Source organism: Moraxella osloensis (assembly GCF_001553955.1).
Classification (GTDB): Bacteria; Pseudomonadota; Gammaproteobacteria; order Pseudomonadales; family Moraxellaceae; genus Faucicola; species Faucicola osloensis.
On sequence record NZ_CP014234.1, the window covers coordinates 1,340,452 to 1,364,896 of the forward strand.

The following is a 24,445-nucleotide window of genomic DNA, read 5'->3' on the forward strand; positions in this document are numbered from 1 at the left end:
GTCCTACTACGTGATAAAAATTAAACGCTGAGGTTATTTTAACGCTTCAGCCACCAACATCATGCCCACCACTGAGGTCACGGCAACGGCTGACCCATAGCCGCCACAATGCAGACCACCTGCTTGACAGGACTTATCAACAATCGGCGGCTGTGATGAAAATACACAACGAATACCAAATTTTTCTTTCATCGCACGATTGATACCATAATCTTGGCGAAGTCGCTGTCTGACTTTAGCCAGTAGCGGATCTTGGTAAGTATCCTTAAGATCTGCCACCTGAATTTGGGTCGGATCCGTCTTGCCACCTGCGCCGCCTGCCATAATTAATTTTAATTTATTGAATCGGCAATGCAAGGCAAGCGCAAGCTTGGCATTCATATCATCGACACAGTCTAATACCACAAGCTGTTTACCTGATTGTTTAAGCTGTGATTGCAAAGCACGATTAGGTATTAATAATTGTACGTTATCTTTGCTCAAAAAATCGTCAATCAAATGCAATTTAATATGCGGATTGATTTCTTTGATACGTTCTGCCATGGCTTCAATTTTGCTTTTACCAAAATTGCTATCGGTAGCAGGTAATTGTCGATTAACATTGGAAGCTACTAGCACATCCATGTCAATTAATGTCATCTCGCCCACACCTGTACGAGCCAGCCCCTCAGCTGCCCATGAGCCCACCCCGCCCACGCCCACCACATACGCATGCAAATTCTCAAACTTACTAAATTGCGCGGCACCGTACAGTTTTTGGGTGCCGGCAAAACGGCGTTGGTATTGCGCGTCAGTTAATGTCATATCAGGCGTCATCTCAGCTGTCATTGTCATGGTTTATCTTAATCTTGGTCAGGGTTTATGTTAAATTTGTTTGGGATGGGATACTCCCAGCTCACTTGCAGCGCAGCGCAGCTATTTTGCCACAGTTGCTTGGCGAGCCGTGATTGATCTTTTTTTAATAAATCTGATAACGCTGTCAGCACATACGGCAGATTGGCAGGTACATTGCGCCTACCGTGCGTCTCATGACAGGGCAGCGGCGTAAAGTCTGGGCAGTCCGTCTCAATCACAATAGCCTCAAGCCCGACGGTTTTGACAAGCTCTGTAAGGGTATGGCGCAGTTTTTTGGCATTTGGATTGGTCACTTGCCCGGTGATACCGATTTTAAAGCCCAGATTGACCAGCGCTTTGGCTTCTTGGATGCCGCCACTAAAACTATGGGCAATCCCCCCTTGGGTGAATTTTTGTGCTTTTAACATCTTAATCACATCGCCATGTGCGCGGCGAATATGTAGCAGCGCTGGCAGTTGATAGTGTTTTGCCAATTCAAGCTGCTGACCAAAAAAATCTTGCTGCCTAGCGTAATTCTTCGCAGTTTTCATCGGCGCAGTGAAAGTATCAAGCCCAATTTCCCCAATCGCAATGGGTGAATATTGCTCAATATACTGCTCTAGCCGCTGCAAATCGCTGTCTTTATGCTCAGTAATATAAAAAGGATGCAAACCAAAGGCTAAATGCGCCAAAGGTGTGGCTTTGCCTTGCTGCCCATAGCCTTGCATTTGCTGTTGGCACGCCACCATTTGTGCAAAATACTTTGCTAAAAAACCTATCAAAACCAAATGATGAACGCCATTATGCCATGCCAATTGTGATTGGATTTCGCGGTCATGATCGAAGCTATCCACATCAAAATGGGTATGCGTATCAATTAATGGCGAATCAAACGGGAGAGCGTTATCATTTATCATAGTCATATCATTTCAACTACTGTGGTTTGACAATGCCGTTTAACTCGCTGTAAGGCACCGTCAATTGCAGTGCAGCCCATGAACATCATCTATTTAACCTTTATTTGTTATTTGCCCATAACATAAAAATTTTAGCCATTGTTTAAGTTATGGTTATTAGGCTCAGTATTTTTATTGACAGGCTGCTCAACTGTATTTTTAGCGGATAGACTGTTACGGCAATCGGCTACTTTATCAGCCCTTAGACTACTGCGTCTAGGTAGCAACAATAAAGCTGTCGCAGCAACCGTTAGTTTAATCACCCTCGATATGCTCATATCTTTCCTCGCCTTACCTTGGTTTTTAAGCCTTAGTCTTTAACAGTATTGCAGTTTTTAACAGTAATGCCATAAAAAAACCCATCAGTCGATACCGGTTTAATGGCGGACTAATGGGCTGTTTTCAAATGCCGTTAAATAATAACGTGACTTAATAAGTAGGGGATAATTATTAGAATTTTTTACCCAATACTTTAGCAGCCAGCTCTTTACCCATGGTAAATACGGTAGGCTTAGTGGCAGTTGAATCTGCAGCGTCATTGTCATTATCAGCAGGTACAGGGTTATTCGCTTTGCTTCCAGCCTTATTTTCAATGGTTGGCTGGGTTTTGTTACGACCTTTTAACATATAATAAGCGGCACCAAGTACGCCAAGTTTAATAAGGTTTGATTTGTTTACACCATTAGGAAATTGCATAGTATCCTCACGTCTTGTTTTGGTTGTTAGAAAATTTAAATTACTGGTATTAAAAGTAGTAATAACTGCTAATAAATACATTTTAACCAAAATTTAAGCTTTTTACTAAAGTAATTAGGTTACCAATATTTATTATTTGCCATCATTGGGTTATCGTTTGGTAAATTGGGTAAAATCCTTTTACGGTTGAAAATAAGCTGACAGGGTTTGTCAGCTTTTCTGCGGTTATGGTGATGAATGTATCAATGTATCAATGCTCATCACGTTATCAATGCTCACGGGTGGCGCTAAAGGTAATTTCTGGATAACGCTCTTGCATCAATTTAAGATTAACCCGGCTTGGGGCAAGATAGGTCAAATAACCACCGCCATCGACAGATAACTGGTCGTGGGCTTTTTTCTTAAACTTCTCAAACGCCACTTTATCATCACAATGCACCCAGCGTACTGTCGCAATCGACACTGGCTCAAAGGTACATTGCACTTTATATTCTTCAAGCAGCCGATGCGCGACCACTTCGAACTGTAGTACCCCTACCGCGCCCAAAATCAAATCATTGTTGATTTGCGGCATAAATACTTGGGTGGCGCCTTCTTCTGATAGCTGCTGTAGACCTTTTTGCAGTTGTTTGGATTTTAGTGGGTCTTTGAGTACCACACGGCGAAACAATTCTGGCGCAAAGTGGGGAATACCTGTGAAGTTTAAGGTTTCGCCTTCGGTAAAGCTATCGCCAATTTGGATGGTGCCGTGATTATGTAAGCCGATGATATCGCCCGAATACGCTTCTTCTAGCGCTTCGCGGTCACCTGCCAAAAAGGTCAAGGCATCTGAAATGCGTACTTCTTTGCCCAAGCGCACATGTTTCATTTTCATGCCTTTTTCGTACTTGCCTGAACACACCCGCATAAAGGCAATACGGTCACGGTGTTTTGGGTCCATGTTAGCTTGAATTTTAAAGACAAAGCCGGAGAATTTTTCTTCATCGGCTTTGACAGTGCGTTCGACGGTGTCATGGTCTTTAGGCGCTGGGGCGTATTGGGTGAGTACATCAAGCACCATGTTAATGCCAAAGTTACCCAACGCCGTACCAAACAGCACGGGCGTTTGTTTACCGGTCAAAAACTCATCAACATCCCAATCTTCATGTGCCATTTTTGCAAGCTCTAGGCTTTCTTCAAATTCACGGAAGGCAATTTCACCGATTCTCTCGCGGACATCTGGATAGTCATAGCCATCACGGCTCTCAATCTCGACAATCTCAGTACCATGACCTTTTTGATAAAAGTAAGTTTTATCTTCGCTGATGTTGTACACCCCAACAAAATGCTGACCTGTACCAATTGGCCACGTCATCGGCACACATTGGATTTTAAGGACGTTTTCAATTTCATCAAGCAGTGATAACGGATCACGGATTTCGCGGTCAAGCTTGTTAACAAATGAGATAATCGGCGTGTCACGCATCCGACATACTTCCATCAGCTTGATGGTTCGCTCTTCAACCCCTTTTGCCCCATCAATCACCATCAGTGCGCTGTCCACCGCGGTTAAGGTACGATAGGTATCTTCTGAAAAGTCGGCATGACCTGGGGTGTCTAGCAGATTGACCATGTTGTCAGCATAGGGAAACTGCATCACTGAGGTGGTAATCGAGATACCACGCTCTTGCTCCATGCTCATCCAGTCAGATGTCGCGTGTTTGTCGGTTTTGCGTGATTTGACTTCACCTGCGCGCTGAATTGCTTGCCCCCACAGCAGTAATTTTTCGGTCATGGTGGTTTTACCGGCATCGGGGTGCGAGATAATAGCAAAAGTGCGGCGTTTAGCGATTTCAGAATGTAGTGACATAGTGTTTGACTTATTTGACTTAAAAGTAGCGGGGCTTGATAACTGATAAAAGAAAGAATAAAAAAGATGGCATATTGTAGCCGATTTTACGTTTGATTGCGATTTTCATGGGTGATTATTGCGCATCACGCACGCGATTTTGACAAAATTTTGTCATAAATCTAATACTTTAATCACTAAAATTGTGTTAGTTTTAGCTTATCTTTTTTTATCTTGTTAAGATGTTATTTATGACCGCTGAACCCCTTGGCAACAATCCTGAACCCGCACTTGAAAATAAAAACAAAGTTTCGACCAGTGCTCATTTGAGCGATTCTTTTTTGACCAACGATCGGCTACAGTGGTCAGATATGAAAAGTTTTTTGTTAGCGATTAGCAGTGTGATTGTTGTCTGGCTGCCTGTGCTATTGCTCCACCTGACTTTAGTGCTTTTTGCCACCTTAATTACTTATGCGCTGATTCGCGGCATTGCTGGCTGGATTCATCGGCATGTCATTGCCTATATGCATAGCGCCTCGCGTCAGCAGCGTATGGGTAAAGTCGCAGAATGGTTTGCTATTGCCATTTTGGCGACCATAATTTCGCTTACTGTGTATGTATTTGGCGATTGGATTGCTGATAAAGCCAGTGTTGATGTCTTTAATAATCTTATCCGACAGATATTGGACATATTTGATCAGCTTCATACCCTACTACCCGCAAGTATCTCTCAGCATCTACCCATTTCAGTCAGTTCATTTCAAGCTATGCTCATGAGTACTATCAAAAGTCATGCGCCACAACTACAGCTAGTGGGTATTCATACGTTACGCGGGCTTGGTTATGTGCTAGCGGGCGTTGTGATTGGTTGTATTGTGGCACTGCAAGTACCTGTGAATAGCGCAGCGCATAAAACCCCATTTACCCAGCATTTGCGCCAAAAATTTGATGAACTTATCATGGGGTTTAATGATGTATTTTTTGCGCAAGTCAAAATCTCTAGTATCAATACCATCTTAACTTCGGTGTTTTTGCTAGGCATATTACCGCTACTCGGTCATCCGCTACCGATGGCTTGGACCGTTGTGCTTATCACCTTTTGTGCAGGGCTATTCCCTGTCGTTGGTAATTTGGTCTCAAACGTTGTTATCGTCTTGCTTAGCCTGACTCACGGGCTTGGCATCAGCATTTTATCGCTTGTGTGGTTGGTGAGCATTCATAAACTTGAATACTTTTTAAATGCGCAAATCATTGGTCACAAAATCCGAGCCTCTGCTTGGGAATTGTTGTTATTTATTTTGGTGCTTGAAGCGACGTTTGGGTTGGCGGGACTTATCAGTGCGCCAGTAATTTATGCCCAAATCAAACGCATTTTGGCAGATAGGGGCTGGGTTATATAAACGCCCCTACTGGCTACAGGACTCTTTAACAAATAATTTGCCCGATAAATTGAATTTTTAAATCTTATCGCCATTAATAACAGAACACGGCTTTATTGTTACAGTGTTGTATGGTTGAATGATTAAAAATGTGTTTTAAAGTCTATAACTGCCAAATTTTTAATGATTGATGTTACAATTTACATTAACACTTTTTGGCGTATTTTGAGGTTTAACCAAAATTTGAAAGATTTTCACGGTAATGATAGTGAAAAATCCTAGCAATTTTTAATTTCTAGCAATTTTTAATTTATTGTGCCAAAAAAGCGATTTGCCAATCCATTCATTGATTCATAAGGAATTTTAGCGATGTCTACTATCAATAATAACAACGTTGTACATTTTCATTACACCTTAAAAGACGACGAAGGTAACGTCATTGACCAATCACCAGAAGGTCAACCTTTAGCGTATTTACATGGCCATCAAAACATTATCCCTGGTCTTGAATCACAATTAGCGGGCAAATCAGTGGGTGACAAATTTACTGCAAGCATTGAACCTGCAGACGCCTATGGCGAATTTGATGATGCGGCAGTACAAGAAGTCCCACGCGAAAACTTCCAAGGTGTCGAAGATATCCAACCAGGTATGCAGTTCCAATCGCAAACTGAAGACGGTCATGTGATGTTAGTCACTGTGAAAGATGTACAAGAGGACAAAGTGATTGTTGATGCTAACCATCCTTTAGCGGGCAAAAAACTTCATTTCGATGTAGAAGTAGCAAGCATTCGTGATGCATCAGATGAAGAGTTGCAACACGGTCATGTACACGGTGCAGGCGGTCATCACCACTAAGTCACCCTTAAAGCTCAGCAAGCTTAGACAGATTAAATGGAAGGCTATATTTATAGCCTTCTTTTTTTGTGCAAAATTTTATCCTATGAAATAATTTTACGGGATGTAAGAAACGCTTGATATTATTTACAAAATCATTGATTTAGTTACGTTTTTTGATGCTTTACTACAGTTTTTACCACACACCCTGCGCTAAATTTTGGCATACTAGCTGTATACCCAACAAACAACCTAAGAAACAATAAAGACGTATGATTGGGTATATATTTTTAGTTATATAACATTAAACTAATCACAAAAAAGGATACTACTCATGAACGAGAATACAATTAAAGGTCAATGGGAACAAGTTAAAGGCGCTGTAAAAGAAACTTGGGGTGACTTAACTGATGATGAAATCACCCAATTGGAAGGTAATCGCCAAAAGCTATCAGGTAAAATCCAAGAGCGTTATGGCCGCGCCGAAGATGTAGTAGAAAAAGAAATCGACGACTGGTCAACACGTCACAACTATCGTTTCTAGAATAGATTAACCCCTCCTCCAAAGTAAAAAAGCCATATCAGATGATATGGCTTTTTTACCTGCTATCCTAGCATCACTGACCTCATCCTTAAGGTCCTTACTAACTGGTAGTGAATTTCTTGACTTATCCTAAGTCTCACTCCACGTGTTTATCAAGCATCATTCCTTAATACTATGATAAACCATTCCTTTATTGGCAATTCTGTCCCTATCTCAATCCTTGAGAACCATCCCTGTGCCGTTGAATGTATTATTACAAAATTTACCATTCGGTAACAGTGGTACAAACGTCAATGCATGTAAGCTTTTGCTTACACGCATTTTGCCATTAGTTAGGGGCGCTGGTTGTTGGCGGTCTGTGCATCAAGCATGACATTAGCCGCTTCAATCACAAACGCTTCATTTTCAGGCAGCTTTGGACGTTCGGCTTGTTTTAAACGGCTACGGACTTCTAACTCTGCATCTTGCGCAGCTTGGTACGCTGTCCACGTGCTATAGGGGCTTTCCCCATTGGCTTGGCGTCTGGCATTTTCTGCTGCCAACATTTTTGCCTCAATGTTTTTGCGGAAAGTACGGCGGTCATTGATGTCTAATTTGACAGGTTTCTTATCATCTTCCTCATTACGGATTCTGTTGAGTTGGCTTAGATAAGCAAACTGGGCATTGGCTGCTTGACGCTGCTGTGACAAGGCATTGAGCGATTGCAAGGTCTCACGGGAATAGTTGCCCGCAGGTTGGTACGGCGCGGCACGAATGGTATCCCATGCCAATGCGTTTTTCATGCTACGTTCACCAAACTCCATGCCTTCATAGATATTGACTAAGGGCACATCGGGTACCACGCCTTTATTTTGGGTACTGCCGCCCGTGATACGGTAGAACTTGCGCTGGGTTAACGTCGCTGACCCTAAAGCAAGGTTATCAAGCTGAATTTGTGCTGAGCCTTTACCTGTGCTCGTGCTGCCGACAATCAGACCGCGACCATAATCTTGAATCGCTGCGGCAAAAATCTCGCTGGCTGATGCCGAGCCTTGGTTAATGAGTACGGTCATCGGGCCTGTATACAGCTGCTTACCTTTGTCTTCGTCTTCATACACTTGGATATTGCCGCGGTTATCACGAATCTGTACCAGCGGACCTGACTTGATGAACAGGCCAATCATTTTGGCAACTTCATCGAGTGAGCCGCCTGGGTCATCACGCAGGTCTACCACTAAGCCATCGATATTTTGCTGGTTCAAGGCTTTTAACGCCTTTTCCGTATCAATGCTGACGCTACGATAGTCTTCTCCCGCACGGCGGGCTTTATAGTTGAGATAAAAGCTTGGGATTTCTAGCACACCGATTTTTTTGGCTTGCCCGTTTTTATCTTTGACACTAATTACCCGATGATTGACGCCCGACTCTTCTTGCTTAATCACGTCACGTATGAGGGTGACATTACGCGCGCTACTGTCTGGGGTGTTAGGCGCTTTGACGCGCACGGTGACGGATGAACCTTTTTTACCGCGAATGAGGTTCACTACTTCCCGTGTCGAATAACCGACGGTATCGACCATGCCTTTATCTTCAGTGGATACGCCGATGATTAAGTCATTGGGTTTGATTTGACCCGAACGAGCGGCAGGCCCGCCATCAACTAAGCTGATAATACGGGTGTAGTCAGGATTCTTGCGATCAGGCTGAATCGAGACACCAATACCGACCAATTCAAGGGTCGATTGGATTTGCATCTCATTGGCTTGCACGGGGGCAAAGTAATTACTGTGCGGGTCATAGGCTGCCATCGCTGCATTTAACAGGGTTTCAACGATTTGGTCGCTATCGATACGCTGTAGCTGCGCATATTGGCGCTTTAAACGCTGGTCTAGCACTTGGCTTGGTGAGCGCGTTTCGTTTTTGACTAAATCACTGGCGTTGTATTTATCGGCATTTTCTTGCAAAAACTTGTCTTTGTTTTTGTCTTCATCTTGATTGATGGTCATGCCAATGAGCTGGTAGGTCAGCTGTTTGCGCCAAAAATCGCGTTGCTCGGCAACGGTTTTAAACCGTGGCAATTTTTCACGGTTCATAATGACCGTTTCGTTACTCTGTAAGCTCACAGGGGATTTTAAAAAGCTGTCGGCAAAGCTATAATACGCTTTTGAGCGCTCAATAAAGCGCTGATAGATTTCAAAACCTGGTTTTAAATCACCGCGTTTGAGATAATCGGCAAAACTATTGCCATATTTTTGGGTAAATTCATCAATATCGGACTGCAAAAACACGCTATGATTGGGGTCAAGCGCATCAAAATAGTCGCTTAAAATTTGCCTGCCCGTTGCCGCATCCATTCTTTTATCTAGATAATGGCTACGATCCAACAACGCTGCGACTTGCCGTGTCACCTGCCGCTGCTCGTTATTAATCTGTCCGACGCTCGTCGATGCTGCAATTGCGGTTTGGTAACTTTGTCCCAGTATCGCCCCACCCATCAACAGGGCAAATACACTGGCGGTAAGTTGTTTGTATTGCATGACTTTCCTTACTCTATTTAATGAAGCGATAAACAGAAAAAACTGACAGCCCATCTTAGCACTGTCAGTTTTTCCATACCATACAAAACGTGTAAATATTCGACTCAAATCATCTATCAAACCTCACCGTTTGTAGCGGTAACTTATTGTATTAGCCAATCAATTGATTGTCTTTAAACAGTTGGGTTAATTCCTCGGCAGTGAGTAATTGTTTTTCACCGTCTTGGCGATTGACATATTCGTATTTCACCTCGCCTGTTTCACTGATATTTTTCTCTGAGATAACGATACGATGGGGAATGCCAACGAGCTCTAAATCGGCGAATTTTACCCCCGCACGCTCGTCTCGGTCATCAAGTAGCACATCAACACCTTGGGCTTTTAGCTCAGTGTAAAGCGCTTCGGCAAGTTGCATTGCTTTGTCCCCTTTCGCTGGGTCTAGAGCATCTTTCATTTTGCCTTTAATCATCGGTACAATCGCCACAGTGAATGGCGCAAGGCTCTCACCTGTGCTACTGGTTTTCCAAATGATACCATTGTCATCGTGGTTTTGTTCAATGGCGGCGGCGACGATACGGGTCACGCCGATACCATAACAGCCCATCATAGTAATGACAGGTTTGCCCTGCTCGCCCATCACCGCACAGTTGAATGCTTTGGTGTATTTGTCACCCAACTGGAAAATATGACCGACTTCGATACCGCGGCGGATTTGTAAAGTACCTTCTCCATCTGGGCTTGGGTCGCCTGCTACCACGTTGCGGATATCGGCGATTTCGGTGATGGACGCATCACGCTCCCAGTTGACGCCTGTGGTATGAAAATCTGGCTTGTTAGCACCGCTAACAAAATCTGATAACACCGCAGCAGCACGATCTACAATCACTGGCATGTTCAAATCAAACACCCCGATATACCCTTTGTGCAGACCCGCTGCTTGCATCGCCTCTTCGCTCGCCATGGTGAGTGGGGCTTTGACTTGCGCCAATTTTTCGGCTTTGATTTCATTTAGGGTATGATCGCCCCGTAACACTAACGCGACTAAGGTGCTTTTACCTTCTGCGGTAGGTTCGCCTTCGACGATTAAAGTTTTCACCGTCTGTGACAATGGCAAGCCTAAATGCTCAGCCACTTGCTCACAGGTTGGCATATTGGGCGTACTGACATCGGCTTTGTCCTGCGTTGGGGCAGCACGTTCACCGACCGCCACCGCTTCAGCAAGCTCAATATTGGCAGCATAATCTGAGCTATCTGAAAATACGATATCGTCTTCACCACTGCCAGCGAGCACTTGAAACTCATGCGACGCAAATCCACCAATCGAGCCGGTATCGGCTTGCACCGCACGAAAGTCTAACCCAAGACGGGTAAAGATATTATGATAAGCGCGGTACATATCATCATAGGTGCGCTGTAGTGAGGGTTGGTCGATATGAAATGAATAGGCATCTTTCATGATAAATTCACGTGAACGCATCACCCCAAAGCGTGGGCGAATTTCGTCACGAAATTTGGTTTGTATTTGGTAGTAGCTCACAGGGAGCTGTTTATAGCTTTTTAGCAAGTTACGCGCGATGTCGGTTATCACTTCTTCATGCGTTGGACCTAACACAAAGTCGCGTTGGTGACGGTCTTTAAACCGCAGCAATTCAGGGCCATAGGCTTCCCAGCGACCTGATTCTTGCCAAAGCTCGGCCGATTGCACCACAGGCATGAGCAGCTCTTGGCAGTTGATGGCATCCATCTCTTCACGGATGATTTTTTTGACTTTTTGTAAGGTTTTTAGACCCATCGGTAGCCACGTGTAGAGACCCGACGCAGATTTACGAATCATCCCTGCACGGAGCATTAATTGGCTGGAGATGATATCAGCATCACTTGGGGTTTCTTTTAACGTTGCAAAAGTAAATTGACTGGCTCGCATGGCACACCTTGTTTGTACGGCTTGAAATAAGAAAAACGAGAATGGATAGACTATTTGGTAAACCGATTATCTTATTTTATGCCACTGGGTGGCGCAATAGTTTTTTTAATTTTTGCCAAGTCGATGCCGTATTTTTGGACTTAGCATTTTTATAAATTAGGACAATAATTATGACAATTTGGTCATACCCATTGGCTATTTAAACTAGCTACATTGAAATTATGGCAAGTCATAACCATACAAAATAGCATCCACTATTAAATAAACGATTAGGAATGGCTATATGACCCAACTACCCACTTCGTCTTCCACGCCATCACCTGAGGCAAAACCGACTACAAACTTGCCAAAACCGCCCGCACCGGGCAATAAAAAACCGGTTTCTTTTTGGGTGAGTTTATTTTTGCTGGCGGTGATTGCGGTGGCGGGTTGGCTATTTTTGCAGTGGCAACAAGCAAATACGCCTAAAAAAGTTGAGGTTTTAACCCGCGAAGGGGTGGTCACTAAGATTCAAAGCCTCAATCGACTACAAACCGTGGCGTATAATGTCGATACCGTTATCACTAGCCAAAAAGAGGGCAATTGGTACGCCCTGTGGCAAGATGAGCAAAAGGGGTTGTTTGTTGCTCATGGGCGGGTGACCGCGGGCATTGACTTAAATCAACTAAAACCCACTGATGTACAAGTGACCCCAGATGGTAGCCATGTCAGTATTACCTTGCCCGCTGCGCAGATTTTGGATAGTTATTTAGATAACATTGAAGTGTATGATATTCAAACAGGGGTATTTGGCATGGTACAAGCCGACCCGCAAATATTTAACCAAGCGCAAGAGGCTGGCAAAAACCAAGTGCTGACATCGGCTTGCCGCTCTGGTATTTTACAAACTGCCAATGATAATGCCCAAAAGCAAGTGCAATCGTTATTTGCGCTGGCAAATGTACCAGTCACTGTGAAAGTCACCGCGCCTGCTAAAAATTGTGGTTAAACCGATTTTTTGCCTATCAATAACACCAATCCAAGGATAAAAGCGTTTTTTTAGTTTTGTATTGTTTTTGGGGCTGTCAGAATTGGTATGAAAGGCATAAATAATAGATATGTAACCTACCTTAATCATAAGAATGTTGCTAAAATCTCAACTTTAAAACCTGCTAGTTTTAGACGACATTTATTTGCTACTCTCATCAAAAATTGCAATAAATTAACGTATCCATTTCACCAAGGGTTAGGTTAATTTATTGCAAGGATGCTTGATGGCGTTTTAGTTGTGTAAAAGGTCAATTCGCTAGCTGTTGGAGAGTTTACTCAATGAATGTCACGTCTGCCTCAGATCGTCTAAAAAAAGTGATGCGGATTGCTTTGGTTGGCATCAAGCCTGGCGACCAAGTGATGCTAAAAGGGTATCTACGCATCTTGCTGAGACTCGAAGCAGACCTTGAATGGGTATCAGCGAACAATCAGCAAATTGATTTATTTATGGTCAATCATGATTTTCGTCATGCTGAAAGCGTTCAAAAGTTAATTAATAGCAAACCCAATACAGCCACTATTTATACCGCGCGTAGTGAGACGGAAAACGGCTATTTATCGCAAGATTTATTGGTATTGCCGCTCAAAGATTTAGAGCCGCTGAGTGAGTGGTTGTTTTCACAGTTGCCGTTTTTGTCTGGTGTCCCTGTCCGCAATAAGGCATCGACTGCCGCTAAACTCACCGCTGATGTCGCTCACGCTTATCAATCAGCGACAGACACTACAGCCAACCAACGCGTAGCTTCAAATCCGCCTGCTCAAGTTGCCAATCCATTATCTGGTGTTGCGCAGTCTGCGCAAGTTTTAGCTGTTACCATCAGTGATACCCGAATGCCCCTAACCCTCTTGCCAAATCTAGTCAGTCGGTGAATTGGCGCTAGAGGGCGGCATTAACGCATTGGTCTATATGGCACACCTGGGCAGGAACGCTTTAGCTTTATTTGGCCGATGTTATCGCAAAGCGATGGGCATTTTTAAAACCGTTACGCTAGTAAATATTTGGATACAAATATGAATAATTAGTTGTTTCAAATGGACAGCCGTATTAAGCCCAGTGAGCCATTTACTGTGCTATCTAATGAAGAATTGCACGAATTAATCCATACCATAAGTGGCTATGAATAAAGCAGCTAATCGTTTGACAGAGCACGATAAAGCATCTCATTAATGTAGCGTTAGTTTACACGGTAACCGTTCACCATTAACTATTAGCCATGGAAAAGCGCTCAACAGCATTCAGGGCTTTTTTCATGTCCCTCATGTCAACCATATCAAACAATCCATTCTTAACATTTTCTACAGTTCATCCGACTTTTTATACAACTTAAGTTTAATAACTTAAAAATATGCCCGTCAAAAATTGCTATAGATTGCCTCATTACCTTCCATCGATATAATTCATCATTTTGTCATATAACCTCACTAAACTACCGCCACCGACGATGGTGCAATCGATTTTCTAAGCAGGATGACGCAATTTGGGAAATTTAGATCAACCATCGTTTTTATTTTGCGTTAACGGCGGCTTTAAGAGGTTATAAGCTTTTTTACTTGGGCGCTAAGCGATGCAATAGGTCATTTAATTAGCCAATCAATTTGCCAACAGATAAGTGACAATGATGAATTTTTCCAACCTTACCACACGCTTGTTATGCGTATTATTGCTGGTTTTTTTGGTGTTTTTGGCGATGGTGTATTGGATAATTGACCAGCAAGCCAAGCCTGAAGTCGCCAAACTGACTTCTCAGACTATCATTGAAACTGGCAATGAGGCAGTGAATGGTATTTTGTCGCGTGTGAGTCAAATTGATGGCATGGCAGTGACAGCCAGTCGTATGACTGGCAGTTTGCCCAAGAATGCCGATATTATCAACACCAGTGTTGGCAATTTAATGGCAAATATGGATAAAGGCATTGTCGGCGGCGGTGTGTGGTACGACCCTTTGATGTACAAACCTAACGTCGATGAAGCCGCGTTTGTTTGGCAACGCGATATGAAGGGTGTCATGCAGTCTGCCAGCCAATATCAAACCATCAATCCTGGCTATCAAGCACCAAGCAAACTTACCGCAAATCGGGTAGCCGACCAAAAAACCCAACCACAGCTTGCCATGCCCTATTACCGTGATTGGTGGTATGTGCCCGCCGTATATGCCAATCATGACCACTGTGTGTGGAGCCGTGCTTATATTCACCCGACCACCAAACAGCCCGTCATGACCTGTGCCAAGGCGATTTTTAATGCCCAAAACAATGGCTTTGAAGGGGTGGTGAGTTTTGATGTGCTGCTCGGGCGTATGCAGTCGATGGTCAAAGAATGGCAGCGCAAAACAGGCGGTTATGTGTTTTTGGTCGATATGAACAACAACTTTTTGACCTTCCCCAATGAAGCCCAAGTCAAACAAGTGACTGCTACTAACCCGCAAGGCGAGATGATTGATGTTAATAGTTTTGCCAAGAAAAACCCTGATTTTGCCCCCATTGCCAAAAGCTTAGACAACATCAATGACAACATCATCAAACAAGCGCAAAAAATAGACGGTGGTAAATTTGATTTTACGGCCAATACGCTAGTAAGTAGTACCAATCTACAAAAAATCTCCGCCTCAGAAGCACGCATCATTTCAGCCATGCTAATGACCCAAAGCGGGCAAAATGAAAATCTCAACGCCACCCATTTTGTCGAACAAGTAAGCTTAGACAACGATTTATTGCTCAAAACCCCTTCAACCGCGTTTATTTTTGCCATGCCGATGACCAATTGGAAAATGGTCATCGTCAAACCCAATCAAGAACTGATGTTATTTGCCAATCAACTAGGTAAACAGCTGCAATGGTATATGCTATTGGGTTTCTTACCGGTACTGCTATTAAGTGGTTATATTTTCCACCGTATTTTGGCGGTACCGCTGCACCAAGTCGCTCGTAACGTCCGTGAAATCGGTCAGTTGATTGCACAAAAAAAATATCTGTCACTCAGTGATCACAAATTGCCACCGGCAAACATTCAAGAAATTGGCGTGATTACTGACTCGATGAACCAGCTGGTTGATCGGGTGGTCGAGAACGAAGGCGCATTAGCAAAAGTCAATGAACGCTTGGAGCAGCAAGTGGCAGAGCGTACCGAAAACTTACACCAAGCATTAAAAGATTTAAAAGCCTCTCAAGTGCAGTTGGTACAATCAGAGAAAATGGCAACCATCGGTCAAATGGTCGCAGGTGTTGCCCATGAAGTGAACACGCCATTGGGCTATGTGGGTAGTAACTTAGAGTTGATTGATGAAAATATCGTACGCTATGACGAATTGATTGACCATACCCAGCAGCTCAAACATCTGATGCAAGCGTCGCCGACTGATACAGCAACCATCAACCAAACCATTGAACAAACCATTGCTTGCAGTGATGAATTGGTCGCTGATGCGGTGAGTGATGATTTGCATGGATTGGTGGATGACGCCAAATTTGGGGTTAGCCAAATCTCAGAATTGGTCGTCAATTTACGTGATTTTTCTCGTATCGACCAAGCCAAAATCAAAGCCGTCGATATCAACGACTGTATCAAAAACTCCCTAGTCATTGCCCGTAACAATATCAAGCATTTAGAGGTGATAACTGAATTAAATGCTATCGAACCGGTTAGTTGTAACCCATCCCAGATTAACCAAGTGCTGCTAAACTTATTTAATAACGCGGCACAAGCGATGGGGCAAAATCAGCACCCTACATTACACATTACTAGCACAGAAGATGCCGCCAATGTGTATATCAGCGTGGCAGACAACGGTACGGGGATGAGCGCTGAGACCCAAGCCAAGATTTTTGAACCGTTCTTTACCACCAAAGCGGCAGGCGAAGGTACGGGACTGGGTCTTGCCATTTCGACCCAAATCATGGAGCAGCATAACGGCGATATTCATGTGCAATCACAACTTGGCGAAGGCACGACATTTACCATCAGATTGCCTAAAACAGCGATTAGCAGCGAGCAATCACCCAAGCTTTTAATCGCAGAAGAAAGTTAATGCTAATGTTAGATAACCGATAACCGATGGCGGCTGACAGGCAATCTGCTCAGCCATACACGAGCCACACTTGATTGTGGTCGACCTTAATTGTAGTCAACCTTGATTTTAGTCAACATGCATAAGTGACATGACCATGATAACGACCGTAACTAAACCTAAGATTGCCTTTATCGATGATGAAGACCGCATTCTACGCAGCCTAAAAATGCATTTTCGCACCACCCATGATGTGTTTACCACTACCGAGCCCGATGAGCTACTAAGCTATGTGCAAAATAACGAGGTCCAAGTGGTGATTAGCGACCAACGCATGCCAAAAAAACTGGGTGTCGAAGTACTAAAAGATGTCAAAAACGTATCACCCCATACTATCCGCATCTTATTGACCGGCTATGCAGACTTAACTGCGGTAATTGATTCCATCAACGAAGGGGAGATTTTTCGTTATATCACCAAACCTTGGCAGACGGATGAACTTAAAAGTATCGTTAATCAAGCCACCCAAATCGCGCTGCAAACCAAAGATGTATTCAAAGAAAATCTGCATGTCGCTCAGCCAACCATCGCCAAACGCAAAGTGTTGGTTATCGATGACAGTGAAATGGTATATTTACAGATGCAGCAAAAATTCACCCAGTTTGAAACGCACTGGGCAAATTCATTAGAAAAAGCGATTGAGTTACTTGAAAATGACCGTTTTGGCGTGGCAATCACCGATGTGTCCTTGGGTGGCGAGAATATTTCACCCGTAATCTATGCATTAAAACAAAGCTTTCCAGATTTAGCGGTATTGGTACTCACCTCACTCAACGATAGCCACACCTTAATCGACTTGATCAATAAAGGGCAAGTCTATCGCTACCTACCGCGCCCCAGTAATTTGTTGTTACTCGAAATCAGTATTCAGCGCGCTTATGATTATCACCAAACCTTAGTCAATCAACCAAAATTACAAGCACGACATGTCGTTGATGCAGTCACTGAAGTTGAAACCCGTAGTTTTGGTAATAAAGTCAAAAAATTCTTATCACGCTTTGGTATTGGTAAATCGCGCTTTGCCTAGCTTAAAATGCTTTGCCTAGCTTAAAATCTAGTGCGTAAGATAACAGGTTCAAAGCGTCGCTTTTGAGCCGTCTGGGTCAATAAATGCTAGCCATAAAAAAACCGCCCAGAGTCACGACTTAGGCGGTTTTTTGAGCGGTTTTTAATAGCCGATGATTAAGCTGTTTGCTCGTACACTGGGTGTTTAGCGCAAATTGCTTGGACTTTTTCACGCACTTCGCCGATAACGTTTTCGTCACCGCGGCTATCGAGCACATCACAAATCCAGCCAGCCAATTCTCTTACTTCCGCTTCACCAAACCCACGGGTAGTGACTGCGGGCGTACCAATACGCACCCCAGAAGTCACAAACGGTGATTTAGGGTCATTTGGTACCGCGTTTTTGTTGACGGTGATATGGGCATCGCCCAACCATTTATCCGCTTCTTTACCGGTGATTTCTTGTTTGATTAAGCTAATCAGCATTAAGTGATTTTCCGTGCCGCCCGAGACGATGTCATAACCACGTGACATGATGACGTCTGCCATGGCTTTGGCGTTTTTAACCACTTGTTGTTGGTAGGCTTTGAAATCTTCGCTTAACGCTTCTTTAAAACACACAGCTTTACCCGCAATCGCGTGCATCAATGGACCACCTTGGTTGCCAGGGAACACAGCAGAGTTGAGTTTTTTCTCAATCTCTGGGTTGGCTTTTGCCAGGATTAAGCCTGAACGTGGACCGCGTAGGGTTTTGTGGGTAGTGGTAGTAGTAACGTCAGCGATTTGCACAGGGCTTGGATAAACCCCTGCAGCAACCAGTCCTGCTACGTGCGCCATGTCGACCATCAAGTATGCGCCAACGCTGTCTGCGATGTCACGGAATTTTTGCCAATCAACCACTTGGCTATAAGCAGAAAAACCCGCGATAATCATTTTGGGTTGGTGTTCTTTGGCTAGGCGTTCGACTTCATCATAGTCGATGATGCCCGTTTCTTTGTTTAAGCCATATTGTACGGCTTTATAGTTGATACCAGAGAAGTTTACATGCGCACCATGCGTCAAGTGACCGCCATCAGCAAGGCTCATGCCAAGTACCGTATCACCCGCTTTTAATAAGGCTAAAAATACCGCGCTGTTGGCTTGGCTGCCGGCGTGTGGCTGTACGTTAGCGTAGTCTGCGCCAAACAATTCTTTGGCACGGTCAATCGCTAATTGCTCGACCACGTCAACATATTCACAGCCACCGTAATAACGTTTGCCTGGATAGCCTTCAGCGTATTTATTGGTCAATTGGCTACCTTGCGCTTCCATCACCGCTGGTGAACAGTAGTTTTCTGAAGCAATCAGTTCAATATGGTCTTCTTGACGTTTGGCTTCATTGTCCATCGCTTGGGCAAGTTCAGCGTCAAACTGGTGAATAGTCACATTTTTAAACATGGCAATTTCCTTTTAAGTGAGTCAAAAAATGGGCGGATAAAACCGAAAATATGGCTTAGTTTAGCATGGTTTGGTTTTTTTTAGTGAATAATCCAGCCATTTGGCTGAATTTGTCCTATTACTTGTCGTCGGCTAATGACCTGACTGATATTGGTTTGAAAAACTCATTAATACAACGCGCCATCCAAAAAATTTTCATAAAAAAAGACAGTTACCCTAACTGTCTTTTTTTGGCTAACTATTTAAATACTAGCGCACAGCAACCAATGGTTTTTGTACCCAGCCTTCGCCTTTATCGCTACTGACATGAATCATGCCGTTTTCTTCTTCGCCCATAAGACTATTTTCAAATGCCGGTAAAAAAGTCTCACTAATCAAAAAATGCCTGCCCTGCCACTGGTAAAGGGTGGTGCGTCGCCAGCCTTGCGCTGTCACATCAATCCAGCGATTGGTCATCACTGCGCCATGCCGACGAAACAGTATATAGCCAATCGGTGTTGTGCCCAAATTCGCCAGTTTTCGCGCATTACCAATGAGGCTAGCAAACGGAAATACAGACCGCGCCACCACCCACGCCTCTTGATTAGGCTTGCCGAATAATAAGGCTTCGCGTACCCATGCCGATTGGCTCACCCCAAGCGGTAACTGCAATTGGCGCTTTTCGCTCAGGGACAAGGTTTGCCGCCCTTCAAACGTCGGCTGTACGATGAGTTTATGCCGAGATAAAGCTTCAAATTTGGCGGTGAGCGACCCTGTTGACGTCAGCCAAGGGATGAGTTTCGGCGGTATCTGCTGTTTGTGTGCCACGCTCAAATGCGCGAAAGCTAAGTTTAGGTTTAAACCAACATTTATCATTATTTTTTCAAAAACTCATTATCGGGTATTGTGCCTTGCGCGGCACCGTCACCAAAAAATTGGCTTTTATAGGTGTCATTAAAAGGTAACGCGGTCATCGCATCGGCTTGATACGCCAATACAGCGTGCTGTTCGTGTTGACAAAACTGGGCAATGGCAGGGGCAAACACCTTGTCGTAGACACGGTGTAGCGAATGAGTCAACACCGGATAAAAGCCGCGAATCAACTTGTGCTCCCCTTGGGTACCGGGGTCAAAGTAGCGAAGGCCATGCTTGATAGCAAACTCAATGCCTTGGTAATAACACAGCTCAAAATGTAAACAATCATATTCTTCTAGGCAGCCCCAATAGCGACCATATAACGTGCTGATAGCGGCATCGTCATCGAAAAAAAACAAACTACAAGCCACGATATCGCCATGCGCGTTATGCGCTTGAGCGAGCATCAGCTTGTCTGCCATAGTCTGCCCAACCTGCTTAAAAAACGCTAAATTCAAATACGGCTGCCGCCCTCTGACCAGATAGGTCATGGCATAGCATTGATAAAAAACTGCCCAATCCGCCTCGGTGATATCGTCACCGATTTTAACCTGACAACTTAGATTTTGTTTGAGCACCTTTTGGCGTTCAACCTTAATTGACTTGCGTTTTTTGGCAGTTAATGTTGCCAAAAACTCATCAAAATTGGCGCATTTTTTATCCTGTAGATTGCGATTTTGCCATAAAAACTGACAGCTTAGCCGCTCGCAAAGATTGGGCGCATTTTGCAACGCTTGGACATTTTTTGGGGAGAAAAACAGTCCGTGCCAAGTGGATGCTTGATAGCGGCTTGCCAATTCATCAATCGCTTGTAGTAAGGTCTGATACAGTGACGCGGTTAATGACTTGCCTTGTGCCACCCAAATCCGCTCGCCGGTGACGGGGGTAAAGGGGACGCTTGTCACCAATCTTGGATAATAATTTCTACCATAGCGCTCAAAGGCTTCTGCCCAGCTAAAATCGAACACATATTCGCCTTGGTGATGCTTTTTGATAAACACGGGCATCACGGCAATCAGTTGAGCGCTGTCATCGACAATCTGCACATACTGCACCCACCAATCGCTGCGCCCGCCAATCAGCTTTGCATCTATCAGCGCTTGCCAAAAATCAAAGGACATAAAGGGCGTATCAGGCGTCTGCCACTGTGTCTGTGAGCGCCAATCAAACTCAGTAGTAAATTGATAGTGATAGGACATATGTCAGTATTATTGTAGTTGTATGAACGGATTATTATACCTTGTTTTTAGCCAAAAATACGGGCTTATCCTTTTACGCAATCTGGCACAATCTGGCACAATCTGGCACAATTTGGCACAATTTTGCAAAATATGTATGGCGTTGGGCGGTGTGGTTTATAACGGTGACTTTATTGCAATAGCCAAATTGCAATAGCCAGGATTAGCGTTTACACTGAGTAACTTATCTGCTTGATGCACTTTAAGCTTTTTTTTCACTCACTTGTCATCCTCTACCATGCCGACACTGATTTTATTTAACAAACCCTATGGCGTACTTAGCCAATTTCGCAGCGATGACAATAACAACTTTGCGACGCTCAGCGATTATTTTAGCGACAGAAGCTTACGCGTTGCAGGGCGATTAGATGCCACTTCCGAAGGATTACTACTGCTAACCGCTGATGGGCAAGTCAATAAAGCCTTGACCCATCCACCCAAAGCCAATGCAGGCAAACAACAAGGCAAAACCTACTGGATACAAGTGGAAGGCGATGCAAGCGATGCCCAGCTACAGCAACTACAAACAGGGGTGCCACTCAAAGACGGTATCACCTTACCTGCCGAAGTTGTGCGGCTAAGCGAAGCACAAATTGCCGAGCATATTTGGCAAGCGCCGGACAAGATTGCCAAACGCAAAGTCACCACGTGGCTAGCCATCACTATTTTCGAAGGTAAAAATCGTCAAGTGCGTCGCATGGCGGCCCATGTGGGACTGCCCTGTTTGCGGCTGATTCGCATGGCATCAAGTGGCTTTAGCTTGGGGAATTTAGAGGTTGGCGCATCCACACAAATACCGCTATCACCTGCCGATTTAAAGCGACTGGGTGTCCAACCTTTATCCGCGGCAACGACAAAACCACAAGCGCGCAAAAAACCTCGCGTTTTAATGCCTAAATCGCCACAATCAAAGCACCCAACAAGCCGGCGCAGGCAGCCATGAGCAGACAGCCATTAGCCTCGTTAATCAATATGTCAGCGGGTCTAATCGGTTAGAGTTAAATAAGTCAGCTAAATAAGTCGGTTCAATTCAAGTGAGTATATCGTCAAAATCGCTTGCGGTATGAGTTATACTATCTTCGCTTGTGGTCCTCGTCTTAACTTGACTTCCTCCCCTTGCTAAAGCAAGGGGATTCCTTCTACAAGACGGTCAAGCCCGACCGCAAGAATGTTCTTACTGGCATTGATATCTCTATCATGCCGTGTGCCACACGTTGCACAAGTCCATTCTCTTATTCCAAGCGATTTTCTACCTTTCGGACTATTGGCGGTGATTTCACCGCAACACGAACATCGCTGGGTCGTGTATCTCTCATTCACGATTTCAAAACGGCAACCTGCGTTCTCGCATTTGTAGGTCAGTTGTCGTTTCAGTTCAAACCAGCCTGCATCGTAAACCGATTTGGCGAGTTTGCCTTTTTTACTATTAAATTGATTACTCTGAATATCACCGACCACGATTAGCGCATTATCTTTAACTAATTGGGTGGTGAATTTGTGTATCAGGTCTTGCCTTGTGTTTTTGATTTTGGCATGGATAGCCTTGATACGTTTTTTGTTGTTTGAGCGTTGGGCTATAGCTAATTGTTTTGCATATTTTAGCGTTTGCTTGATGGTGAGTTTGTCACCGCTTGAGGTAGTGGCACTGTCTTTAAGCCCTAAGTCAATGCCTACGCTACCCGTTCCGCATTGTGTTTTAGGGTAGTCTTTGACGGTGATACAGGCATACCAACGGTTACGGCTATCTTGGACGATTTCTAGTGTGTTAATTTGATATAGGCTAAGGTTGTAGCTGTCCCATAGGTCAATGATGAGCTTTTGCCCTTTAGCTAAACTAAGCTGTAGGGTTGATTTTAAGCCTTTTTTACCTGTTTGGTGGGTGGCGATGTGTTTAATAGCCGATTGCTTGAATGGTAGCCAGCCTAATGATTTACGTTTTGAATTTGGGTTGTTGGTTCGCCAGTTTAGTTTGGCTTTTTTGAATTGGCGACGCGATTTGGCGTGGGTTTCATTGATGGCTTGGATAGTCTGACTGTGTAAGCCAAGTAGTTCACCACTACCTTTGGTATATTCGTTTAAATCATACGCACTAAAGAATTTGCCAGTACGCTTAAGATGCTCGTAGCTTAACGCATTGACATAGTTCCATACGAAATTAACCAAACCACTTAGGCGGTTAAGCTTTGCTGTGTGTTTATCTCGTATGCGTAGCTTGAGTGTTTTCATGCAAATTATTTTAGCAAAATTTATGCAAGCGTTATAGTGTACAAGTTGCCTTATATCCACCGCCTAAAGTCGGTGGTTTTACGGCAACGGATGATAAAAAGCACCTTATAAAAGGTGCTTTTTTTATCAATTCGCGGATGAAAATATCAGCTAGCTTGACTTGATTAGTTAACTGACTGATTAGTTAACTGACTGTGGTGCAAGGATAATCATCTCTACACGGCGGTTTGGTTCATAGCTTGAGCCAAATTGTGTTGTCGCACCGCGACCAATAGCGCTGATACGGTTACTAGAGATACCACGATTGACTAAGTAATTAGCGACTGCTGATGCACGGCGTTGTGATAACGCTTGGTTTCTATTTGCATCACCTTCCACTGAGGCGTAACCATTTACTTGAATGTTAGTTTGGTTATAGTCACGTAGTGTGGTAGCTACTTTGTCTAACGTATTATAGAAGTTAGGTAGAATAGTAGAATCACCAACGCGGAAAGTTATCGCTTCTGGGATAGACAAGTTAATGTTATTAGTCACTGGGTCACGCGTTACCGTTACGCCAGAACCTGCGGTTTCTGCACGAAGTTTTGCTTCTTGTTGCTGCATGTAGTAACCCACGCCTGCACCTAGTACACCACCGATTGCCGCATCACGACCGGTTTTTTCACCGCCCGTTGCTTTTGAAATACCCGCGCCTGCGGCTGCCCCTAATAGACCCCCCATAAGCGCTTTATTGTCGGTAATGCCTGTTGTTGTCGTACCAGTTGGCGTTGTTGCACAACCTGTTAAGATAACACCTGATGCTAAAGTAGCTGCTAATAATTTAGTACGCATGAGTAATCTCCTTTGAATTCCTCTAGTTATAATTACTTAGTTATAATTGTCACGCACCAACTTGTTGTTTTTATCTCATTTGCCAGATAAACCTGACAACACTCAGTTGCTTTGTGATTGAGCTCATTATGCAATAAACTTTTTCGTTATATGTAATGATTTGTCTTAAGGATGTTGTAGGATGGCATAATTTGTTACAAAATATTT

General features: G+C 43.9%; 20 protein-coding genes and 1 pseudogene. 9 read left to right on the plus strand and 12 right to left on the minus strand.

Annotated features, from left to right (window positions below):
• Positions 1 to 33: 33 nt before the first annotated feature.
• The 5 genes from AXE82_RS05855 to AXE82_RS05875 form a co-directional block, all read right to left on the minus strand.
• Positions 34 to 834, minus strand: coding sequence for a tRNA threonylcarbamoyladenosine dehydratase (locus AXE82_RS05855; RefSeq protein WP_404932323.1), 801 nt, complete (start codon positions 832 to 834; stop codon positions 34 to 36).
• A gap of 8 nt (positions 835 to 842) precedes the next feature.
• On the minus strand, positions 843 to 1,751 hold the full coding sequence (locus tag AXE82_RS05860; protein ID WP_197931442.1) for a TatD family hydrolase: 909 nt from the start codon (positions 1,749 to 1,751) through the stop codon (positions 843 to 845).
• A gap of 131 nt (positions 1,752 to 1,882) precedes the next feature.
• Positions 1,883 to 2,068: a hypothetical protein gene (locus AXE82_RS05865; protein WP_062332479.1), complete on the minus strand. Its 186-nt coding sequence runs from the start codon at positions 2,066 to 2,068 to the stop codon at positions 1,883 to 1,885.
• 172 nt (positions 2,069 to 2,240) lie between these two features.
• Positions 2,241 to 2,567, minus strand: a complete 327-nt coding sequence (locus AXE82_RS05870) for a hypothetical protein (RefSeq protein WP_065252203.1) — start codon at positions 2,565 to 2,567, stop codon at positions 2,241 to 2,243.
• 187 nt (positions 2,568 to 2,754) lie between these two features.
• On the minus strand, positions 2,755 to 4,335 hold the full coding sequence (locus AXE82_RS05875; protein WP_050325426.1) for a peptide chain release factor 3: 1,581 nt from the start codon (positions 4,333 to 4,335) through the stop codon (positions 2,755 to 2,757).
• A 230-nt stretch (positions 4,336 to 4,565) separates the two neighbouring features.
• On the opposite strand from AXE82_RS05875, the gene AXE82_RS05880 reads away from it, so the two are divergent.
• The 3 genes from AXE82_RS05880 to AXE82_RS05890 all read left to right on the plus strand — a co-directional run bounded on the left by AXE82_RS05880 (position 4,566) and on the right by AXE82_RS05890 (position 7,074).
• Positions 4,566 to 5,714 (plus strand): AI-2E family transporter, encoded by a 1,149-nt coding sequence (locus tag AXE82_RS05880; protein ID WP_172460482.1) that lies wholly within the window; start codon positions 4,566 to 4,568, stop codon positions 5,712 to 5,714.
• 348 nt (positions 5,715 to 6,062) lie between these two features.
• Positions 6,063 to 6,551, plus strand: coding sequence for an FKBP-type peptidyl-prolyl cis-trans isomerase (locus AXE82_RS05885; RefSeq protein ID WP_007115434.1), 489 nt, complete (start codon positions 6,063 to 6,065; stop codon positions 6,549 to 6,551).
• Positions 6,552 to 6,864: 313 nt separating this feature from the next.
• Positions 6,865 to 7,074, plus strand: a complete 210-nt coding sequence (locus AXE82_RS05890; RefSeq protein ID WP_036593367.1) for a CsbD family protein — start codon at positions 6,865 to 6,867, stop codon at positions 7,072 to 7,074.
• A gap of 332 nt (positions 7,075 to 7,406) precedes the next feature.
• Here the strand turns inward: AXE82_RS05890 and AXE82_RS05895 are convergent, their stop codons facing one another.
• Positions 7,407 to 9,590: a carboxy terminal-processing peptidase gene (locus AXE82_RS05895; RefSeq protein WP_062332485.1), complete on the minus strand. Its 2,184-nt coding sequence runs from the start codon at positions 9,588 to 9,590 to the stop codon at positions 7,407 to 7,409.
• Between the two features lie 151 nt (positions 9,591 to 9,741).
• Positions 9,742 to 11,514, minus strand: a complete 1,773-nt coding sequence (locus tag AXE82_RS05900; RefSeq protein ID WP_062332488.1) for a proline--tRNA ligase — start codon at positions 11,512 to 11,514, stop codon at positions 9,742 to 9,744.
• A 283-nt stretch (positions 11,515 to 11,797) separates the two neighbouring features.
• Between AXE82_RS05900 and AXE82_RS05905 the strand changes: the two genes are divergently transcribed.
• The 5 genes and pseudogenes from AXE82_RS05905 to AXE82_RS05920 all read left to right on the plus strand — a co-directional run bounded on the left by AXE82_RS05905 (position 11,798) and on the right by AXE82_RS05920 (position 17,634).
• Positions 11,798 to 12,502, plus strand: a complete 705-nt coding sequence (locus AXE82_RS05905; protein ID WP_062332491.1) for a DUF4230 domain-containing protein — start codon at positions 11,798 to 11,800, stop codon at positions 12,500 to 12,502.
• 320 nt (positions 12,503 to 12,822) lie between these two features.
• Positions 12,823 to 13,413 (plus strand): hypothetical protein, encoded by a 591-nt coding sequence (locus tag AXE82_RS05910; protein ID WP_062332494.1) that lies wholly within the window; start codon positions 12,823 to 12,825, stop codon positions 13,411 to 13,413.
• Positions 13,409 to 13,503: pseudogene (locus AXE82_RS12440) on the plus strand (GTP-binding protein); the annotation flags it as partial. The gene AXE82_RS05910 and the pseudogene AXE82_RS12440, both read left to right, overlap by 5 nt.
• Positions 13,504 to 14,162: 659 nt before the next feature.
• Positions 14,163 to 16,568, plus strand: coding sequence for a sensor histidine kinase (locus AXE82_RS05915; protein ID WP_062332497.1), 2,406 nt, complete (start codon positions 14,163 to 14,165; stop codon positions 16,566 to 16,568).
• 136 nt (positions 16,569 to 16,704) lie between these two features.
• Positions 16,705 to 17,634 carry a response regulator gene (locus AXE82_RS05920; RefSeq protein ID WP_197931441.1) on the plus strand — a complete coding sequence of 310 codons (930 nt, stop codon included), beginning with the start codon at positions 16,705 to 16,707 and terminating at the stop codon, positions 17,632 to 17,634.
• Between the two features lie 155 nt (positions 17,635 to 17,789).
• Here the strand turns inward: AXE82_RS05920 and glyA are convergent, their stop codons facing one another.
• The 3 genes from glyA to AXE82_RS05935 all read right to left on the minus strand — a co-directional run bounded on the left by glyA (position 17,790) and on the right by AXE82_RS05935 (position 21,142).
• Positions 17,790 to 19,049 (minus strand): serine hydroxymethyltransferase, encoded by a 1,260-nt coding sequence (glyA, locus tag AXE82_RS05925; protein WP_062332503.1) that lies wholly within the window; start codon positions 19,047 to 19,049, stop codon positions 17,790 to 17,792.
• A 249-nt stretch (positions 19,050 to 19,298) separates the two neighbouring features.
• On the minus strand, positions 19,299 to 19,904 hold the full coding sequence (locus AXE82_RS05930; protein WP_062332506.1) for a chorismate--pyruvate lyase family protein: 606 nt from the start codon (positions 19,902 to 19,904) through the stop codon (positions 19,299 to 19,301).
• Positions 19,904 to 21,142 (minus strand): GNAT family N-acetyltransferase, encoded by a 1,239-nt coding sequence (locus tag AXE82_RS05935; RefSeq protein WP_062332510.1) that lies wholly within the window; start codon positions 21,140 to 21,142, stop codon positions 19,904 to 19,906. The genes AXE82_RS05930 and AXE82_RS05935 overlap by 1 nt, the downstream gene beginning before the upstream one ends.
• A 277-nt stretch (positions 21,143 to 21,419) precedes the next feature.
• Between AXE82_RS05935 and AXE82_RS05940 the strand changes: the two genes are divergently transcribed.
• Positions 21,420 to 22,124, plus strand: a complete 705-nt coding sequence (locus AXE82_RS05940) for a pseudouridine synthase (RefSeq protein WP_062332513.1) — start codon at positions 21,420 to 21,422, stop codon at positions 22,122 to 22,124.
• Between the two features lie 176 nt (positions 22,125 to 22,300).
• Here AXE82_RS05940 and AXE82_RS05945 read toward each other — a convergent pair whose 3' ends face one another.
• Both AXE82_RS05945 and AXE82_RS05950 read right to left on the minus strand, forming a co-directional pair.
• Positions 22,301 to 23,407 carry an RNA-guided endonuclease InsQ/TnpB family protein gene (locus AXE82_RS05945; protein WP_062332516.1) on the minus strand — a complete coding sequence of 369 codons (1,107 nt, stop codon included), beginning with the start codon at positions 23,405 to 23,407 and terminating at the stop codon, positions 22,301 to 22,303.
• 180 nt (positions 23,408 to 23,587) lie between these two features.
• Complete coding sequence (locus AXE82_RS05950; RefSeq protein WP_062332518.1) at positions 23,588 to 24,238, minus strand: OmpA family protein; 651 nt, start codon at positions 24,236 to 24,238, stop codon at positions 23,588 to 23,590.
• Positions 24,239 to 24,445: the final 207 nt, after the last annotated feature.

Excerpts from the sequence above, each read along its gene's own strand:
- AXE82_RS05895 (WP_062332485.1), bottom strand. The coding sequence starts at position 9,590 with ATGCAATACAAACAACTTACCGCCAGTGTATTTGCCCTGTTGATGGGT.
- AXE82_RS05945 (WP_062332516.1), bottom strand. The coding sequence starts at position 23,407 with ATGAAAACACTCAAGCTACGCATACGAGATAAACACACAGCAAAGCTT.
- AXE82_RS05865 (WP_062332479.1), bottom strand. The coding sequence starts at position 2,068 with ATGAGCATATCGAGGGTGATTAAACTAACGGTTGCTGCGACAGCTTTA.
- AXE82_RS05860 (WP_197931442.1), bottom strand. The coding sequence starts at position 1,751 with ATGATAAATGATAACGCTCTCCCGTTTGATTCGCCATTAATTGATACG.
- AXE82_RS05875 (WP_050325426.1), bottom strand. The coding sequence starts at position 4,335 with ATGTCACTACATTCTGAAATCGCTAAACGCCGCACTTTTGCTATTATC.
- AXE82_RS05900 (WP_062332488.1), bottom strand. The coding sequence starts at position 11,514 with ATGCGAGCCAGTCAATTTACTTTTGCAACGTTAAAAGAAACCCCAAGT.
- AXE82_RS05920 (WP_197931441.1), top strand. The coding sequence starts at position 16,705 with ATGATAACGACCGTAACTAAACCTAAGATTGCCTTTATCGATGATGAA.
- AXE82_RS05870 (WP_065252203.1), bottom strand. The coding sequence starts at position 2,567 with ATGTATTTATTAGCAGTTATTACTACTTTTAATACCAGTAATTTAAAT.
- AXE82_RS05910 (WP_062332494.1), top strand. The coding sequence starts at position 12,823 with ATGAATGTCACGTCTGCCTCAGATCGTCTAAAAAAAGTGATGCGGATT.
- AXE82_RS05905 (WP_062332491.1), top strand. The coding sequence starts at position 11,798 with ATGACCCAACTACCCACTTCGTCTTCCACGCCATCACCTGAGGCAAAA.
- AXE82_RS05855 (WP_404932323.1), bottom strand. The coding sequence starts at position 834 with ATGACAATGACAGCTGAGATGACGCCTGATATGACATTAACTGACGCG.
- AXE82_RS05930 (WP_062332506.1), bottom strand. The coding sequence starts at position 19,904 with ATGATAAATGTTGGTTTAAACCTAAACTTAGCTTTCGCGCATTTGAGC.
- AXE82_RS05880 (WP_172460482.1), top strand. The coding sequence starts at position 4,566 with ATGACCGCTGAACCCCTTGGCAACAATCCTGAACCCGCACTTGAAAAT.
- glyA (WP_062332503.1), bottom strand. The coding sequence starts at position 19,049 with ATGTTTAAAAATGTGACTATTCACCAGTTTGACGCTGAACTTGCCCAA.
- AXE82_RS05950 (WP_062332518.1), bottom strand. The coding sequence starts at position 24,238 with ATGCGTACTAAATTATTAGCAGCTACTTTAGCATCAGGTGTTATCTTA.
- AXE82_RS05935 (WP_062332510.1), bottom strand. The coding sequence starts at position 21,142 with ATGTCCTATCACTATCAATTTACTACTGAGTTTGATTGGCGCTCACAG.
- AXE82_RS05890 (WP_036593367.1), top strand. The coding sequence starts at position 6,865 with ATGAACGAGAATACAATTAAAGGTCAATGGGAACAAGTTAAAGGCGCT.
- AXE82_RS05915 (WP_062332497.1), top strand. The coding sequence starts at position 14,163 with ATGAATTTTTCCAACCTTACCACACGCTTGTTATGCGTATTATTGCTG.
- AXE82_RS05940 (WP_062332513.1), top strand. The coding sequence starts at position 21,420 with ATGCCGACACTGATTTTATTTAACAAACCCTATGGCGTACTTAGCCAA.
- AXE82_RS05885 (WP_007115434.1), top strand. The coding sequence starts at position 6,063 with ATGTCTACTATCAATAATAACAACGTTGTACATTTTCATTACACCTTA.